16 protein-coding genes are annotated in these 15,753 nt (G+C 67.7%); 4 read left to right on the top strand and 12 right to left on the bottom strand.

Translation table 11 applies throughout. The features are described from left to right. The 3 genes from FFI97_RS05605 to FFI97_RS05595 are packed head-to-tail and all read left to right on the top strand — an operon-like array spanning nucleotide 1 to nucleotide 2,618. Nucleotides 1-1,041: a Rid family hydrolase gene (locus tag FFI97_RS05605; RefSeq protein ID WP_139701689.1), complete on the top strand. Its 1,041-nt coding sequence runs from the start codon at nucleotides 1-3 to the stop codon at nucleotides 1,039-1,041. Between the two features lie 36 nt (nucleotides 1,042-1,077). Beyond that, nucleotides 1,078-1,875 (top strand): lysophospholipid acyltransferase family protein, encoded by a 798-nt coding sequence (locus FFI97_RS05600; protein WP_139701690.1) that lies wholly within the window; start codon nucleotides 1,078-1,080, stop codon nucleotides 1,873-1,875. Further along, nucleotides 1,839-2,618, top strand: a complete 780-nt coding sequence (locus tag FFI97_RS05595) for a glycosyltransferase family 2 protein (protein WP_139701691.1) — start codon at nucleotides 1,839-1,841, stop codon at nucleotides 2,616-2,618. Before FFI97_RS05600 ends, FFI97_RS05595 begins: the two co-directional genes overlap by 37 nt. A 241-nt stretch (nucleotides 2,619-2,859) precedes the next feature. On the opposite strand, the gene FFI97_RS05590 is transcribed toward FFI97_RS05595, so the two are convergent. From FFI97_RS05590 to FFI97_RS05540, 11 genes are all read right to left on the bottom strand, one after another. Continuing rightward, a complete protein-coding gene (locus FFI97_RS05590) occupies nucleotides 2,860-4,248 on the bottom strand; it encodes an efflux transporter outer membrane subunit (protein WP_139704204.1) in 1,389 nt (462 codons plus the stop codon). Next, nucleotides 4,241-6,223: a macrolide ABC transporter ATP-binding protein/permease MacB gene (macB, locus tag FFI97_RS05585; RefSeq protein ID WP_139704206.1), complete on the bottom strand. Its 1,983-nt coding sequence runs from the start codon at nucleotides 6,221-6,223 to the stop codon at nucleotides 4,241-4,243. The genes FFI97_RS05590 and macB overlap by 8 nt, the downstream gene beginning before the upstream one ends. Beyond that, nucleotides 6,220-7,380 (bottom strand): macrolide transporter subunit MacA, encoded by a 1,161-nt coding sequence (macA, locus tag FFI97_RS05580; RefSeq protein WP_139704209.1) that lies wholly within the window; start codon nucleotides 7,378-7,380, stop codon nucleotides 6,220-6,222. Before macA ends, macB begins: the two co-directional genes overlap by 4 nt. Before the next feature lie 201 nt (nucleotides 7,381-7,581). After that, nucleotides 7,582-8,085: a disulfide bond formation protein B gene (locus FFI97_RS05575; protein WP_139704211.1), complete on the bottom strand. Its 504-nt coding sequence runs from the start codon at nucleotides 8,083-8,085 to the stop codon at nucleotides 7,582-7,584. Then, complete coding sequence (locus tag FFI97_RS05570; protein ID WP_139704214.1) at nucleotides 8,082-9,179, bottom strand: sulfate/molybdate ABC transporter ATP-binding protein; 1,098 nt, start codon at nucleotides 9,177-9,179, stop codon at nucleotides 8,082-8,084. Before FFI97_RS05570 ends, FFI97_RS05575 begins: the two co-directional genes overlap by 4 nt. A 20-nt stretch (nucleotides 9,180-9,199) precedes the next feature. Next, nucleotides 9,200-10,102 carry a sulfate ABC transporter permease subunit CysW gene (gene cysW, locus FFI97_RS05565; RefSeq protein WP_062470078.1) on the bottom strand — a complete coding sequence of 301 codons (903 nt, stop codon included), beginning with the start codon at nucleotides 10,100-10,102 and terminating at the stop codon, nucleotides 9,200-9,202. Between the two features lies 1 nt (nucleotide 10,103). Next, nucleotides 10,104-10,991 carry a sulfate ABC transporter permease subunit CysT gene (gene cysT / locus FFI97_RS05560; RefSeq protein ID WP_062470075.1) on the bottom strand — a complete coding sequence of 296 codons (888 nt, stop codon included), beginning with the start codon at nucleotides 10,989-10,991 and terminating at the stop codon, nucleotides 10,104-10,106. Continuing rightward, a complete protein-coding gene (locus tag FFI97_RS05555) occupies nucleotides 10,992-12,008 on the bottom strand; it encodes a sulfate ABC transporter substrate-binding protein (protein ID WP_062470072.1) in 1,017 nt (338 codons plus the stop codon). Then, nucleotides 12,005-12,580 (bottom strand): RBBP9/YdeN family alpha/beta hydrolase, encoded by a 576-nt coding sequence (locus tag FFI97_RS05550; protein WP_056580397.1) that lies wholly within the window; start codon nucleotides 12,578-12,580, stop codon nucleotides 12,005-12,007. Before FFI97_RS05550 ends, FFI97_RS05555 begins: the two co-directional genes overlap by 4 nt. A 22-nt stretch (nucleotides 12,581-12,602) precedes the next feature. Continuing rightward, the gene (locus tag FFI97_RS05545) at nucleotides 12,603-13,244 is read right to left on the bottom strand and encodes a peroxiredoxin (protein ID WP_062470070.1); all 642 of its coding nucleotides are present in this window, start codon (nucleotides 13,242-13,244) and stop codon (nucleotides 12,603-12,605) included. 148 nt (nucleotides 13,245-13,392) lie between these two features. Beyond that, nucleotides 13,393-14,307 (bottom strand): LysR family transcriptional regulator, encoded by a 915-nt coding sequence (locus tag FFI97_RS05540; RefSeq protein ID WP_070060824.1) that lies wholly within the window; start codon nucleotides 14,305-14,307, stop codon nucleotides 13,393-13,395. Nucleotides 14,308-14,442: 135 nt separating this feature from the next. Between FFI97_RS05540 and FFI97_RS05535 the strand changes: the two genes are divergently transcribed. Beyond that, complete coding sequence (locus FFI97_RS05535) at nucleotides 14,443-15,090, top strand: FMN-dependent NADH-azoreductase (RefSeq protein ID WP_139704216.1); 648 nt, start codon at nucleotides 14,443-14,445, stop codon at nucleotides 15,088-15,090. Between the two features lie 68 nt (nucleotides 15,091-15,158). Here the strand turns inward: FFI97_RS05535 and FFI97_RS05530 are convergent, their stop codons facing one another. Further along, entirely contained in the window at nucleotides 15,159-15,716 is a 558-nt protein-coding gene (locus tag FFI97_RS05530; RefSeq protein ID WP_062470062.1) for an NADPH-dependent FMN reductase, read from the bottom strand. Between the last annotated feature and the right edge of the window lie 37 nt (nucleotides 15,717-15,753).

Below are 15,753 nucleotides of genomic sequence, written 5' to 3'. Positions count from 1 at the left end.
GTGCGCCCCCAGGACGACCGCCTTCATTCCCCCCTGCGCGTGGAGCGCCTCTCGCTGCCGGACAGCCTTGCGCTGGCCACGCACAGCCATGCGCCCTTCGCCGCGCTCGGCTACGGCACGCCGCACGGTGTCGCCTGGATGCCCACGGTCAACGCGCGCGTGCTGTCGCCGCAAGGCGCGATGGCCGATGTGTGGCACGCGGGTGACGGCACCCAGGTCCGGTCGGGCACCACCGGCATCGCGCGCTGGCGCACCGACGGGCACTGGCTGCTGGGCGCCATCGACCTCGATGAAGCCGTCGAAGGCCAGAGCCTGACCGAGCTTGCGCAGCGCGCCTACCGCGACCTGTTCCGCACACTCGACCAGGCCGATACGCCGCACCTGCAGCGCATCTGGAATTATCTGCCGCGCATCAACGCCGACGGCGGCGGGCTGGAGCGGTATCGCCAGTTCAACCTCGGCCGGCAGGAAGCCTTCTTCGAGGCTGGCCGCGCCGCCTTCGAAGGTGCCCCGGCCGCCTGCGCGCTGGGCATCCGCCAGGGCGCGCTGTCGATCCGTTTTCTTGCGGGACGTGCCGCGCCGCTGCCGGTCGAGAACCCGCGGCAGGTGTCGGCCTACCGCTATCCCGAAACCTACGGCCCGCGCTCGCCGACCTTCTCGCGCGCCGCACTGGCGGACATCGGCGACGGTCAGGTCGCGCTCTTCATCTCGGGCACGGCGAGCATCGTCGGCCACGAAACGGTGCACCACGGCGACGTGCGTGAGCAGGCCCGCGAAACGCTGCGCAACCTCGAGGCCGTGATCGCCTCCGCCCATGCGCAGACCACGGCGCACTTCTCGCTCGATGCGCTCGACTGCGTGGTGTACGTGCGGCATCCGTCGGACACCGACGCCGTGCGCGAGGTGATCGAAGCCGCGCTCGGCGCCCAGTCGCCGATGGCCCGCCATGCGGTGTACCTGGAAGCCGACATCTGCCGCAGCGATCTGCTGGTCGAGATCGAGGCCCACACGGTCGCCGCCGGCCGGCTGCAGGCCGCCTGAGCGGCCCGCCGTTCGCCTGCTCGACCGACACCACCCATGAACGTGCTGCGTCTTCTCACGTCGATCCCGCTCGCGCTGATGCTCTATGCGCTGCTGCTGTTCCTCGGCCTGATTTCGCTGGTCTGGAACTTCGTCGCCATGCTGCTGTATCCGGTGATGCCGGCCGTACCGGCGCGCGCGCTGGGCCGCATGACCATCGCTTTTGCCTACCGGATGTTCTGGTGGCTCGCCTCGGTCACCGGCATGATGCGCATCGACGCTTCGTGCCTGGACCCGATGCGCAACGAGCCCGGCGTGATCTTCGTGGCCAACCACCCGACCATGCTCGATGCGCTGCTGCTGGTGGCGCGGCTGCCGCGCAGCGCCTGCATCATGAAGGCCGAGCTGATGAGCAACATCTTCCTCGGCGCGGGAGCCCGGCTGGCGCGCTACATCAGCAACAAGTCGGCCCGCACGATGGTGCGCCTGGCGGTCAACGACCTGCGCCAGGGCGGCCAGCTCGTGATCTTTCCCGAAGGCACGCGCACGGTGACGCCGCCGCTGAACCCCTTCCGCCCCGGCACCACGCTGATCGCCAAGCTGGCGCAGGCACCGATCCAGACCGTGTTCATCGACACCGACTCGCCCTACCTAGGCAAGGGCTGGCCGCTGTGGCGCGTGCCGCCGCTGCCCATCGTCTTCACGCTGCGGCTGGGCAAGCGCTTTGCGCCGACGCAGGACAGCGATGCGCTGCAGGTCGAGCTGGAACACTATTTCCGTCAACACATGGAGCAGCGCGCCACCGACGCGTCCCCCGAATGCCAGCAGACGCCTCGCGCACCCACCTTGTCCTGATCCCCAGCTACAACACGGGCGAGCGCCTGTTCTCGACGGTCGCCGCCGCGCGGGCCCAATGGAACCCGGTGTGGGTGGTGATCGACGGCAGCGACGACGGCACGGGTGAACGGCTGCAGCAGATGGCGGCCAGCGATCCCGGCCTGCGCGTGTGGGTGCTGCCGCAGAACCAGGGCAAGGGGTCGGCGGTGCTGCACGGCTTGCGGGTCGCGAAAGAAGCGGGCTTCACGCACGCGCTCACGATGGATTCCGACGGGCAGCATCCGGCGGACCTGATCCCCTCTTTCATGAACGCCTCGCTGGCGCGGCCCGAGACGATGGTGCTGGGCCGGCCGGTGTTCGACGCCAGCGCGCCGCTGCTGCGGGTGCGTGGGCGGCGGGTGTCCAACGGCTGGACGCAGCTCGAGACGCTGTTCGCGGGTGTCGGCGATTCGCTTTACGGTTTTCGCGTGTACCCGGTGGTCGACCTGATCGCTGTGATGACGCGGCAGCCGTGGATGCGGCGTTTCGACTTCGATACCGAGGCGGTCGTGCGGCTGGCCTGGCGCGGGGTCAAGCCGGTGAACATCGATGCGCCTGTGAAGTACCTGACGGCGGAGGAAGGCGGGGTGTCGCACTTTCGCTATGGGCGGGACAATGTGCTGCTGACTTGGATGCACACGCGGTTGATGGTGGAGTTTGTCTTGCGGTTGCCTGGGTTGCTCTTTCGGAAGGTGCGGGGGGCGCCGCCGTTTCAGGCTTAGGTCTCTTTTGAGGGGCGCCCGGCAAGCGGTACGGCGCGGTCGGCCCCACTGTGCCGGCCGCTTCGCGGCTGCCCTGCGGTGCTCGCGTTTCGCGGGGTCTCGCAGAACTCGCCTTCGGCTCAAACAGCTGCGAGCCCTGATCCGCGAAACGCTGCGCTCCTCGGCGGCACAGACGGGCCGCCCACACCGTACCGCCTGCCGGGCACCTGCCGTGGCGTGAGAGCTCCTTGCCTTTCTTCCGCTACTCGACGATCGCGCCTCCACCCAGCGCCTTGTAGAGCGTCATCGTCGCATTGAGCTGGTTCAGGCGGTTCTGCGCCAGCGACACCTCCGCGGCGCGGCGCTTGTCCTTGGCATCGAGCACCGGTTGCAGCGCGGTGGCGCCGGCGCGGTAACGAACTTCCGACAAGGCCTCGGCGCGTTGCGCCTGTTGCAGCGCCTGGGCCAGCTTCACGCTTTCGTCCTGCAGCTGGGTGCGCGACGACAGCGTGTTCTCGACCTCGGACAGCGCGGTGTACAACGACTGGCGGAACCCGACGACCGCTTCTTCATACTGCGTCTGCGATACGGCGACGGTCAGCCGCGCGGTGTTCCATTGCAGGAAAGGCAGCACCAGGCCGGCACCGAGGGTCGCGACCGGGTTCTTCAGTACCTCGCCCAGTGCATTGCTCCCCGCGCCCAGCGAACCCGTGAGGTTCAGCACCGGATAGAAGCTGGTGCGCGTGGCATCGACGTTCGCCAGCGAGGACCGCAGGCGCTGCTCCGCAGCGCGCAGGTCGGGCCGGCGGCCCAGCAGGCTGGCGGGCAGGCCGGCATCGATCACGGGCAAGGCGGTGTCCGGCAGCTGCGAGGGCTCGTCCCTTGGCGCGTCGGGCGGCATGTCGAACAGGATGGCCAGCGCGTTGCGCGCCTCGACGCGCTGTTGCAGCAACTGCGTGTGCGCGGCCTCCTGGCTCGCGAGATTCTGGCCCGCCTGCGCGACGTCGAGGCCGGACACGGCGCCCGCCGCATATTTGGCGCGCACCAGCGCCTGGATGCGCCGTGCATCGGCCATGCCCGCTTCGCTCAGCGCAATGCGGTGGTTCAGGTAGCCGGTCTGCCAGTACAGCCCGGCTGTGGTGCCCACCAGCGCCAGCGCCGTGGCCTCGCGGTCGGACTGGGTGGCCTGCAGCTCCCAGTCGGCAACGCTGCGCTGCGCCGACAGGCGGCCCCACAGGTCGACTTCGTAGCTCAGGCTCAGCAAGGAGCTCGCGCTCGATGCGGCCACGCCGCCGCGCTTCAGGTCGAAGCTGCGTTGGGTGCCCAGTTGACCTGTCACGCCGGGCGTGAGGTTGGTGTTCGCCAAGCCGGCCTGCAGCTGCGCCCGCTGCACGCGGATGCCGGCGGCGGCGAGGTTGTTGTTGGTGCGCAAGGCGCTGTCGATGAGGGTGTCGAGCCGCGCGTCGTGGAAGGCGGTCCACCAGCGGGCCTGCGGCACGGCCGCTGCGTTCTGCGGCAGAGGCTGTTGCTGCTGCCAGGCCTGCGGCACGCCGAGCGGCCGTTGTTCGCGCCGCTCCGGCGCGAACAGCGTGCAGCCGCCGAGCGCCAGTGCGATGGCGAGCGCCCCCAGGGTCGGTCGCGCGCTACTCACGCGCCAGTGCCTCGATGGGGTCGAGCCGCGCGGCGTTGCGCGCCGGCAGGTACCCGAACAGCACGCCGATGAGCGACGCGCACAGGAAGGCCGACACCACGGCCCCGAGCGAAAAGATCATTTGCCATTGCTTCACGAACAGCGAGAACACAAAGCTGATGCCGTACGACAGCAGCACGCCGATGAAACCACCGACCAGGCACACGAGCACGGCCTCGGTCAGGAACTGCTGCAGCACGTCGCTCTGGCGCGCGCCCACGGCCATGCGGATGCCGATCTCGCGGGTGCGCTCGGTCACCGAGACCAGCATGATGTTCATCACGCCGATGCCGCCCACCACGAGCGAGATCACCGCGATCAGCGACAGCAGCAGCGTGAGCGACTGGCTCGTGCGCTCGGCCGTCTTCACGATGCTGTCCATATTGAAGGTGAAGAAATCCTTGCCGCCGTGGCGCAGCGTGAGCAGCCGCACGATGCTCTCTTCGGCCGCCTTGGTCGGCTGGTCGTCGCGGATGCGCACGGTGATGCTGTCGAAGTGCTGCTGGCCGAACAGGCGGCTTGCACCCGTGCTGTAGGGCAGCCAGATGTTGAGCGACTTGTTCTCGCCGAACATGCTCTTCTTTTCCTGCGCCACGCCGATCACGGTGCACGGCAGGCTGCCCACCAGGATGATCTTGCCGACCGGATCGGTGCCGTCGGGAAAGAGCTTGCGCCGCGTGTTCTGGTCGATCACCACCACCTGCGACTGGTGCCGCACGTCGTTGGCGTCGAAGTCCGTGCCGCTGGCCATCTGGATGTCGCGCACGCTGAAGAAGTTGTCGCTGACGCCGTTCACGTTGCCGTTGACGTCGGCGCTGCGGTAGCGCAGGCGCAGGCTGCGCATGGTGGTCGGCGTGACGCTGTGCACGTAGGGCTGCGCGGCAATGGCCTGCAGGTCGGCCGGCAGCAGCGTGCGGATGCTCGCGGCCTTGTCGTCGCCGAAGTCGTGGCCCGGGTAGATGTCGAGCGTGTTGGTGCCGATGGCCTTGATGTCGGCCAGCACGAAGCGCTTGGCGCCCTCCCCGATGGCCACGATCGACACCACCGAGGTGATGCCGATGATGATGCCCAGCATGGTCAGCGCCGTGCGCATGCGGTGCGCCATCATCGAGCGCCAGGCCATGCGGAAGGCTTCGGAGAAACGCGCCCATCCGGTGCTGAAGCGCGCGATGCCCAGCGTGGGGCGCGTCATCGCGGGCGGCGTGGGGGTGTCGTCGCCGACCGTCTGCGCGGGCGCGGCCACGGTCGGCACGTTCGGCCGGTCGCCCACGATCACGCCGTCGGCGATCTCGATGATGCGTTCGGTGCAGCGTGCCACCTGCATGTCGTGCGTCACGATGATGATCGTGTGCCCCTGCGCATGCAGCTCGCGCAGGATGCCGATGACCTCCTGGCCGCTCTTGCTGTCGAGCGCGCCGGTGGGCTCGTCGGCCAGGATGACCTGGCCGCCGTTCATCAGCGCGCGCGCGATGCTCACGCGCTGCTGCTGGCCGCCCGAGAGCTGGCTCGGCCGGTGCTCGGTGCGGTCTTCCAGGCCCAGGCGCGCGAGCAGTTGCCGCGCCCGCGCGTCGCGCGCCGAGCCCTCGGTGCCGGCATAGACGGCGGGCACCTCGACGTTGCCGGTAGCCGTCAGGTGCTGCATGAGGTGGTAGCGCTGGAAGATGAAGCCGAAGTGCTCGCGCCGCAGCGCAGCGAGCGCGTCGCTGTCGAGCGTGCCGACGTCCTGGCCCGACACGGTGTAGGTGCCGGTGCTCGGCCGGTCGAGGCAGCCGAGGATGTTCATGAGCGTCGACTTGCCCGAGCCCGAGGCGCCGACGATGGCCAGCATTTCGCCGTGGCCGATGTCCAGGTTGACGTCTTTCAGCACCTGGACTTCCTGCTCGCCCGAGGGAAAGCTGCGGCCGATGCCGCGCAGGGTCAGCAGCGGCTGCGTCACTGGCGCGGCCTCCGGCTGCCGCTGTCATTGCCGTCGGTCTTCTCCAGCGCCGAAGCGTCGCCGGTGATGACGCTGTCGCCCTCCTTCAGGCCTTCGAGCACCTGCGCCTGGAAGTTGTTGCTGATGCCCACGCGCACCTGCCGCTTTTCCACGCGCTGGTCGGGCAGGAGCACGCGCACTTCGTGGCGGCCATCCTTGTCGCGCGTGCCGAGCGCGGTGAGCGGCACGGTCAGCGCCTGCTTGGCCTCGCCCAGCAGGATGGCGACCTGCGCCGTCATGTCGACGCGCAGCGTGCGCTCGGGGTTGGGCACGTCGAACAGTGCGTTGAAGAACACGGCGTTGTTGATCTTCTCGGGCGACGGCTGCACCGCGCGCAGCGTGCCGTGGTAGCGCGTGTCGGGGTCGCCCAGGATGGTGAAGTACACCGGCTGGCCCGCCTTCACGCGCACCACGTCGGCCTCGGACACTTGCGCCTTCACGGTCATGGTCGACAGGTCGGCCAGCTTCATCAGCGTGGGCACCTGGAACGAGGCCACCACGGTCTGGCCTTCGAGCGTGCTGATGGACACCACGTCGCCGTCGATGGGCGCGACGATGCGGGTGTACGACAAGTTGGTCTGCGCCGAGGCCAGGGCCAGCTTCTGCTGGCGGATCTGCGCGTCGAGCGAGACGGCGTCGGCGCGCAGCGCGCGCAGCTCGGTGTCGGCGCCTTCCAGGTCCTGGCGCGCGGCGGCGTCCTGCGCCAACATCTCGCGCTGGCGCGCCCAGGTAAGCTCGGCCTGCTTCACGCGCACTTCCTTGGCGAGCTTCTGGGCTTGCAGGTTCTCCAGCTTGGCCTGCTCCTGTGCGAGCGTGTTCTGCGAGATGACGGGGTCGATCTCGGCCAGCCAGTCGCCCTTCTTCACCGTCTGGCCGAGCACCACCTTCAGCGACTTGAGCTGACCGGACACCTGCGCGCCCACCTCGACCTGCTTGAGAGCCTGCAGCACGCCGGTGGCGAGCACCGCGTTCTCCAGGTCGCTGCGCTGCACGGTGGCGGTCAGGTAGTCGCTTTTCTTCGGCGGGCTCAGCCAGAAGAAGGCCGCGATGGCCAGCACGACGAGCAAGGCCAGGCCGACAAGGAACTTGCGCGATCGTCGCGAAGGAGTGGTGGGCATGCAGTGAAGAAGTGGGATGAATCGGGCGGCAAGGCCCGGGAAGGGATGCGATTGATCCTAGCCCCGGTTGCTGAAGGGCTGCTAAAGCATGCGTTTCGGCGGGCTTTTTGCACGGGCCTGCGCAGCGCCCCATGAAAAACGGCGTGGCCCGCTGCCCTCGAAGGACAGCGGGCCACGCCGCAAGAACTACTGAAAAAGAACTCAGCGCGCCGTGCGCCGGCGCAAGAGCAAGGTGAGGAGCAACAGCGCCAGCACCGTGAACGCGATGAACGACCAGTTCGCCAGCGTCAGGCCGAACAGCGACCAGTCGATCTTGGAACAGTCGCCGCCGCCGCGGAAGATCATCGGCAGTGCGCGCTTGAGCGGGAAGGTCTCGATCATCCCGTACAGGTCACGCCCGCACGAGACGATCTCGGGCGGATACCACTGCAGCCAGCTCTGCTGCGCCGCCGTGTAGGCACCGCCCACCGCCGCCGCCAGCGCCAGCACCCCGCCCGTCACCTGCAGGCCGCGGCTGTTGAACAGCGCCGCCAGGCCGGTGAACAGCGCCACCAGCATCAGCGCATAGCGCTGCACGATGCACATCGGGCAGGGTTCGAGCCCGACCACGTGCTGCAGATACAGCCCGAAGGCCAGCATGAGGACACAGGCCAGGCAGATCAGCCCGAGCGCGCGGCGCGGCGCGCCGAAGTACCAATGGATCAAGGAGATACCCAATCTTCTTCTACGAACACCCTGGCCTTGCGGGGGTTGGCGACGACGGTGTCGCCTTCCTTCAAGCCCAGGTCGCGGAACTGTTGCGCAGGGAGTTGCGCTTCGATGATGGTTCCGGAGCCCGGATTATCTGGATTCGTTTCGGTGGGCTCAAGTTCCAGCCGCGCGATCGGTCCGACCACGATCGCGCGCGACAGGGTGGCGACGATGCCCGTGGCACCCGACACGTAGCGTGTCACATCGAGGTCATGCGGGCGCACGTAGGCCAGCGCCTTGGCGTCGCGCGCGCTGCTGTGCTCGGGCGAGTCGATGCGCATGCCGTCCAGTTGCACGGCGCCGTTGTCGGCCCGGCCGTGGAACAGGTTCACGTCGCCCAGGAAGCCGTACACGAACGGGCTCGCGGGCTTGTCCCACACGTCCTGCGGCGAGCCGACCTGTTCGATGCGGCCCTTGTTGATGACCACCACGCGGTCGGCCACTTCGAGTGCTTCTTCCTGGTCGTGCGTGACGAAGATCGAGGTGACGTGCAGCTCGTCGTGCAGCCGGCGCAGCCAGCGGCGCAGTTCCTTGCGCACCTTGGCGTCGAGTGCGCCGAAGGGTTCGTCCAGCAGCAGCACCTTGGGCTCCACCGCCAGCGCGCGGGCCAGCGCGATGCGCTGGCGCTGGCCGCCGGACAGCTGCGACGGGTAGCGGTCGGCCAGCCAGTCGAGCTGCACCAGCTTGAGCAGGTCGGTCACCTTGGCCTTGATCTGCGCGTCGCTCGGGCGCTCCTTGCGCGGCTTCACGCGCAGGCCGAAGGCCACGTTCTCGAACACGGTCATGTGGCGGAACAGCGCGTAGTGCTGGAACACGAAGCCGACCTGGCGTTCGCGCACGTGCACGTCGGTCGTGTCTTCGCCCGAGAAATGGATGCTGCCGGTGTCGGCCGCTTCCAGGCCCGCGATGATGCGCAGCAGCGTGGTCTTGCCGCAGCCCGAGGGGCCGAGCAGCGCGACCAGTTCGCCCGACTCGACGTCGAGGTTCACGTTGTTCAGCGCGCGGAAGTCGCCGAACTGCTTGCTGATGTTGCGGATTTCGATGCTCATGGTCTTGTTCTCTCGTCTTCTCAGGCCGCCGAAGGCTCGGGGGGACGCTCGGGCGGCAGCTCGGCGATGGCTTTCATTTCGCGCTCATGGCGCCACTCGATGACCGACTTGATCACCAGGGTGACCAGCGCCAGGATCGCCAGCAGCGAGGCCACCGCGAAGGCGGCCACCGACTGGTATTCGTTGTAGAGCACCTCGACGTGCAGCGGCATCGTGTTGGTCTGGCCGCGGATGTGGCCCGACACCACCGACACCGCGCCGAACTCGCCCATGGCGCGCGCATTGCACAGGATCACGCCGTACAGCAGGCCCCACTTGATGTTGGGCAAGGTCACGCGCCGGAAGGTCTGCCAGCCGGTCGCGCCGAGCACGATGGCGGCCTGCTCTTCGTCGGTGCCCTGCGCCTGCATCAGCGGAATGAGTTCGCGCGCAATGAAGGGAAAGGTCACGAACACGGTGGCCAGCACGATGCCGGGCACGGCGAAGATGATCTTGATGTCGTGCTCTGCCAGCCACGGACCGAACCAGCCCTGCGCGCCGAACACCAACACGTAGATCAGGCCCGCCACCACCGGCGACACCGCGAACGGCAGGTCGATCAGCGTGGTGAGAAAGGCCTTGCCGCGGAACTCGAACTTGGCAATGGCCCAGGCCGCGGCCACGCCGAACACGAGGTTCATCGGCACCGCGATGGCGGCGGTGATCAGCGTGAGGCGGATGGCGCTCCACGCATCGGGTTCCTTCAGCGCCTCGAGGTAGGCATTGAGGCCCTTGCGCAGCGCCTCGACCGCCACGGCCGCCAGCGGCAGCACGAGGAACAGGAACATGAACGCCAGGGCGATGCCGATCAGCGTCCAGCGGACCCAGGCCGACTCGGTGGTGCCGGCCTGCGCGCGGCGGATGATTTTCGAAGGTGCGCTCATGTCAGGCTCCTGCGCGCTTGCGTTGCCAGGCTTGCAGGCCGTTGATGACCAGCAGCAGGATGAACGACAGCACCAGCATCACCAGCGCGACCGCGGTGGCGCCCGTGTAGTCGTACTGCTCCAGCTTGCCGATGATGATGAGCGGCGTGATCTCGGAAATCATCGGCATGTTGCCGGCGATGAAGATCACGGAGCCGTACTCGCCGATGGCGCGTGCGAAGGCCATCGCAAAGCCCGTCAGCAACGCGGGCGCGATCGACGGAAAGATCACCTTGGTGAAGGTCTGCAGGCGCGTGGCGCCCAGCGAGGTGGCGGCTTCTTCGAGTTCCTTCTCGGCGTCCTCGAGCACCGGCTGCACCGTGCGCACCACGAAGGGCAGCCCGATGAAGATCAGCGCGATCACGATGCCCGCCGGCGTGAACGCCAGCTTGATGCCGTGCGGCTCGAGCAGCTGCCCGATCCAGCCGTTGCCCGCGAGCAGCGCCGTGAGCGAGATGCCGGCCACGGCCGTGGGCAGCGCGAACGGCAGGTCGACCAGCGCATCGACGATGCGCTTGCCCGGGAACTTGTAGCGCACCAGCACCCAAGCCACGAGCAGGCCGAACACCGCGTTCACCATGGCGGCGATCAGCGAAGCGCCGAAGGTCAGGCGGTACGAGGCCATCACGCGCGGCGCGGTCACCGACACCCAGAAGTGCTCCCAGGTCATCGTGAAGGTCTTGAAGACCAGCGCCGACAACGGGATCAGCACGATCAGGCACAGATAGAAGACCGTGAAGCCGAGCGTGATGTGGAAACCGGGCAGCACGCGCTTGGCGCCCCCTGCCCGGTTGGCACGTGAAAAAGGCGCTCCCGCTGCCGGGAGCGCCGAAGAAGCAGCGCCGCTCATTTACTTCGCGCCAGGGGTGTACAGCTTGTCGAACTGGCCGCCGTCATTGAAGTGCACCTTCTGCGCTTCGCTCAGGCTGCCGAACAGTTCCTGCACCGTGAACAGCTGCAGCGGCTTGAAGGTCGAGGCGTACTTCTTGAGCACGGTCTGCGAACGCGGGCGCAGCGCATGCTTGGCGGCGATTTCCTGCGCTTCTTCGGAGTACAGCCAGTCGAGGTAGGCCTTGGCCAGCTCGCCCGTGCCCTTCTTCTTGACGGTGCGCTCGACGATGGCGACCGGGTTCTCGGCCACGATGGAGATCGACGGGTAGACCGAGTCGACCTTGCCGGTACCGAATTCGCGGTCGATCGAGACCACTTCGGATTCGAAGGTGATCAGCGCATCGCCGATGTTGCGTTGCAGGAAGGCGGTGGTCGCGTCGCGGCCGCCGCGTGCCAGCACCGGCACGTTCTTGAACAGCTTGCCGACGAACTCGGCAGCCTGGGCGTCGGTGCCGCCCTTCTTCTTGATGTAGCCCCAGGCGGCCAGGTAGGCGTAGCGGCCGTTGCCGCCGGTCTTGGGGTTGACGATCACGACCTGCACGCCAGGCTTGACCAGGTCGTCCCAGTCCTTGATGCCCTTGGGGTTGCCGTTGCGCACCAGCAGCAGCATGGTCGAGGTGGTGGGCGATGCGTTCTCGGGGAACTTCTTGTTCCAGTCCTTGGCGACCACGCCGGCGTTGGCCAGGAAGTCGATGTCGGTCGAGGTGTTCATGGTCACCACGTCGGCATCGAGGCCGTCGGCCACGGCGCGCGCCTGGGCGCTGGAGCCGCCGTGCGACTGGTCGATCTTGACGTCCTTGCCCGTGGCCTTCTTGTAGTTCGCCACGAAGGCCGCGTTGTAGTCCTTGTAGAACTCGCGTGCCACGTCGTACGAGGCGTTCAGCAGCCCCGTGCCTTGTGCGAAGGCGGTGCTGCCGGCGAGTGCGGAGGACGCCAGCGCGAGCACGGCGACGAAGGTCTTGATTCTGGAAGTCATGTGGTTGCCAGGTTTTCTGAAAATTCACGTCCCGCCGACCAGGCGGCGGGTTCGTCGGTCAACGATTGCAGCAGGGCCAGGCCGAGCGGCCAGTCTCCGTGCCCCGAATCGATGTTGATGTGCCCCGCATTCTGCATGCGCACGAACTCGCTGCCCCAGGCGCGCGAATAGGCGCCCGCCAGGCGGATCGGGCAATAGGGATCGTTGCTGCTCGCCACCACGATGCTGCGGTACGGCAGCGCCGCGTAGGGCACGGGTGCGAAGTCGGACAGCACCGCGCGGCGCTCGGGGTCGGCCGGCGCCACCAGCAGCGCGCCCTGGATGCGGGCGGCGGCCTCGGGCGGCAGGTGGGCCGTGGCGATGCAGCCCAGGCTGTGCGCCGCGATGACCACGGGGCCTTCGCTTTCGAGCACCAGCTTGGCCAGCGCAGGCACCCAGGCATCGCGCTTGGGCGAGGCCCAGTCGTCCTGCGCCACCCGCGCCGCGCCCGGAATGCGTTCTTCCCACAGGCTCTGCCAATGGCCGGGCCCGGAGTCGCGCCAACCGGGCACGATGACGACACGAGTCTGCATGACGGCGCGGTCCTGCGGCTTCTTACTTGTTGGGCTGCGGCGTGATGCGCAGGTAAGGCTTGACGGCCTTGAAGCCCTTGGGGAAGCGCTCGGCCAGCTCGGCCGGGTCCTGGATGCTCGGCACGATGACGACGTCGTCGCCGTCCTTCCAGTTCACGGGCGTGGCGACCTTGTGGCTGTCGGTGAGCTGCAGCGAGTCGATCACGCGCAGGATCTCGTCGAAGTTGCGGCCGGTGGACGCCGGGTAGGTGATGGTGGTGCGGATGACCTTCTTGGGATCGATGATGTAGACGCTGCGCACCGTGGCCGTGGTCGAGGCGTTCGGGTGGATCAGGTCGTACAGGTCGGCCACCTTGCGGTCGGCGTCCGCAATGATCGGGAAGTTGACGGTGGTGTTCTGCGTCTCGTTGATGTCGCCGATCCACTCCTTGTGCTTGGTGGCCGGGTCGACGCTCAGTGCGATGGGCTTCACGCCGCGCTTGGCGAACTCGCCCGACAGCGCCGCCGTCTTGCCGAGTTCGGTGGTGCACACGGGCGTGAAATCGGCCGGGTGCGAGAAGAACACGATCCACGAATCGCCGGCCCACTGGTAGAAGTCGATCGGGCCTTCGCTGGAGTCCTGGGTGAAATTGGGGGCGGTGTCGCCGAGTCGCAGGGTTGCCATGGTCGCTCCAAGGAGGGGGTGAAGCCCTGGATTGTGCGAACCGCTGCTTCAATGGCAAACGAATATCTGTTTGTTTGGATATGACGTTTTTCGCATATAGAACCTGCGAAGACCCACTATGGCGCTATCTTTTAGATAGCAATCTGCCTCAAAACATCCGCATCTGCTCGCTTTGCAGGTGCTCGGACAGGAAGTCGATCAGCCGCCGCACCGCCGGCACCAGCGCCCGCCGCGCCGGAAACACCATGTGCGCCACCACCGGCGACGGCCCCCAGCCGGGCAGCACCCGCACCAGCCGGCCCGCCTCGATGTCGGCGCTGCACATGTAGTCGGGCAGCAGGGTCACGCCGACGCCGCCCAGCGCGCCGAACTGCAGCGTGGCCAGGTCGTCGGCCACGTAGCGCGGCGTGTGCACATGCACGTGGCTGCGGCCTTCCGGGCCTTCGAGCCGCCACTCCGAGCGCCCTTCCCCGTTGACCGACATGGCCGCCGTGGGCAGCTTCGCGAGGTCGGCGGGCGTGTCGACCGGGCCCTGGCTGGCCAGCAGCGCCGGGCTCGCGACCAGCACGCCGCGGCTGTGGCCGAAGGTCTTGGCCACCAGCACCGTGCTGTCCTCGATGGTCGGGCGCACGCGCAGCGCGATGTCGATGCCCTCCTCGATCAGGTCCACCGGCCGGTTGATGACGCGCATGTCGACGCGCACCGCCGGGTGGCGCGCCATGAACACCGGCATCAGCTGCGCCAGCCCGCTGTGCGAGATGGTGACCGGGCAGGTCAGCCGCACCAGCCCGCTCGGCTCGGTCTGCACCTGCGCCACCGCCTCGGCCGCCGCCTGGGCCGCGTCGCGCATCGCCGAGGCATGCCGCAGGTAGATCTCGCCGGCCGGCGTGAGCGACAGGCGGCGCGTGCTGCGCTGCATCAGCTGCACGCCCAGCCGTTCCTCGAGCTCGGCCACGCGGCGCGACAGCCGCGATTTGGGGATGCCCAGCGCCCGGCTGGCGGCGGCAAAGCCGCCCCGCTCGGCCACCTCGGCGAAGAACACCATGTCGTTGAGGTCTTGCATGGCTTTATTGTCCTACCAACAGAACGATCTGATCAAATTTTGGCTACTTATCAGTCACTCACATCAAAAATAGAATTCTCCCAACGCCGGCCACTTCTCAGCGCCGACACCTTGCACAGAAAGTGATTGACTGACATGAAGCTGCTCCACATCGACTCCAGCATCCTCGCCGCCGGCTCCACCTCGCGCCAGCTGACCGCCGAAACCGTCGCCGCCTGGCGCGCCGCCCACCCCGACACCCAGGTCGAGTACCTCGACCTCGCCGTGGACGCGCCCTCGCACTTCGGCGTCGACGCCCTCGGCATCAAGACCGGCGTGCAGGCCCAGCCGACCGAAGCGCAACTGCGCGAGAACGCCCTGTCGGAAAAGCTGGTGAGCCAGTTCCTGGCCGCCGACGTCGTCGTGATCGGCGCCCCGCTGTACAACTTCACCATCCCGACCCAGCTCAAGGCCTGGATCGACCGCCTCGCGCAAGCCGGCCGCACCTTCAAGTACACCGAGAAGGGCCCCGTCGGCCTGGCCGGCGGCAAGACGGTGATCGTGGCTTCGAGCCGCGGCGGCATCTACTCGACCTCCGAAGGCGGCCAGGCGGCCGAGCACCAGGAGAGCTACCTGAAGGTGATCTTCGGCTTCTTCGGCATCACCGACGTGCGCTTCGTGCGCGCCGAAGGCATCGCGATGGGTGACGCGCCCAAGGCCGCCGCCCTGGCCGCCGCCCGCGCCGACATCCTCGTGGCCACGACCGAAGCTGCGAACCAGAAGACCGTCGCGCAAGCCGCCTGAGCCTTCCGCCGCCGGAACGAAAAAGCCGCCCCGTGGGGCGGCCTTTTTCATGGGCGATTGCCTTGCGCTCAGGCTGCCGAGTGCGCCTTGACCCAAGCCACGTACTTGTCCATCCAGCCCTGCAGGAATTTCTGCGTGCCTTCGTTGCCGATGTGGCCCTTGTCGTCGAACAGGCCTTCCTTGGCCTGCAGGAAGACCTCGGGGCCGCCCATCGTGGGCGCGTCGAGATACGCCAGGATGTTGCGCAGGTGCTGCTGGGCCAGCGCTGTGCCGATGGCGCCCACCGAGATGCCGAGCACGCCGGTCGGCTTGCCGGCCCACACGCTCTGGCCGTAGGGTCGCGAGGCGTGGTCGATGGCGTTCTTCAGCACGCCGGGGATCGAGCGGTTGTATTCGGGCGTGACGAACAGCACGCCCTGCGCGGCGGCCACTTCGCTCTTGAGGCGCTTCACCTGGGCGGCCTGGTTGCCGTCGTCGTCCTGGTTGTACAGCGGCAGGTCGTCGATGCGCAGGGTCTCGAACGTGAAGTCCGACGGCGCGAGGTGCGCCAGGGCCAGGGCCAGCTTGTGGTTGAACGAATCCTTGCGCAGGCTGCCGACGATGACGGCGATCCGGGTCTGTGCCATGGGTGGAACTCCTTGAAATGGAAAAGGCTGTCGGAAT

The organism is Variovorax sp. KBS0712 (assembly GCF_006323185.2).
Taxonomy (GTDB): domain Bacteria; phylum Pseudomonadota; class Gammaproteobacteria; order Burkholderiales; family Burkholderiaceae_C; genus Variovorax; species Variovorax boronicumulans.
This window is presented reverse-complemented; position numbering and strand designations above follow the sequence as displayed.

What these genes read in the sequence shown, in the direction of transcription:
- FFI97_RS05600 (WP_139701690.1), top strand. Translation starts at nt 1,078, where the DNA reads ATGAACGTGCTGCGTCTTCTCACGTCGATCCCGCTCGCGCTGATGCTC.
- FFI97_RS05595 (WP_139701691.1), top strand. Translation starts at nt 1,839, where the DNA reads ATGCCAGCAGACGCCTCGCGCACCCACCTTGTCCTGATCCCCAGCTAC.
- macA (WP_139704209.1), bottom strand. Translation starts at nt 7,380, where the DNA reads ATGCCCACCACTCCTTCGCGACGATCGCGCAAGTTCCTTGTCGGCCTG.
- FFI97_RS05570 (WP_139704214.1), bottom strand. Translation starts at nt 9,179, where the DNA reads ATGAGCATCGAAATCCGCAACATCAGCAAGCAGTTCGGCGACTTCCGC.
- cysW (WP_062470078.1), bottom strand. Translation starts at nt 10,102, where the DNA reads ATGAGCGCACCTTCGAAAATCATCCGCCGCGCGCAGGCCGGCACCACC.
- cysT (WP_062470075.1), bottom strand. Translation starts at nt 10,991, where the DNA reads ATGAGCGGCGCTGCTTCTTCGGCGCTCCCGGCAGCGGGAGCGCCTTTT.
- FFI97_RS05555 (WP_062470072.1), bottom strand. Translation starts at nt 12,008, where the DNA reads ATGACTTCCAGAATCAAGACCTTCGTCGCCGTGCTCGCGCTGGCGTCC.
- FFI97_RS05550 (WP_056580397.1), bottom strand. Translation starts at nt 12,580, where the DNA reads ATGCAGACTCGTGTCGTCATCGTGCCCGGTTGGCGCGACTCCGGGCCC.
- FFI97_RS05545 (WP_062470070.1), bottom strand. Translation starts at nt 13,244, where the DNA reads ATGGCAACCCTGCGACTCGGCGACACCGCCCCCAATTTCACCCAGGAC.
- FFI97_RS05540 (WP_070060824.1), bottom strand. Translation starts at nt 14,307, where the DNA reads ATGCAAGACCTCAACGACATGGTGTTCTTCGCCGAGGTGGCCGAGCGG.
- FFI97_RS05535 (WP_139704216.1), top strand. Translation starts at nt 14,443, where the DNA reads ATGAAGCTGCTCCACATCGACTCCAGCATCCTCGCCGCCGGCTCCACC.
- FFI97_RS05530 (WP_062470062.1), bottom strand. Translation starts at nt 15,716, where the DNA reads ATGGCACAGACCCGGATCGCCGTCATCGTCGGCAGCCTGCGCAAGGAT.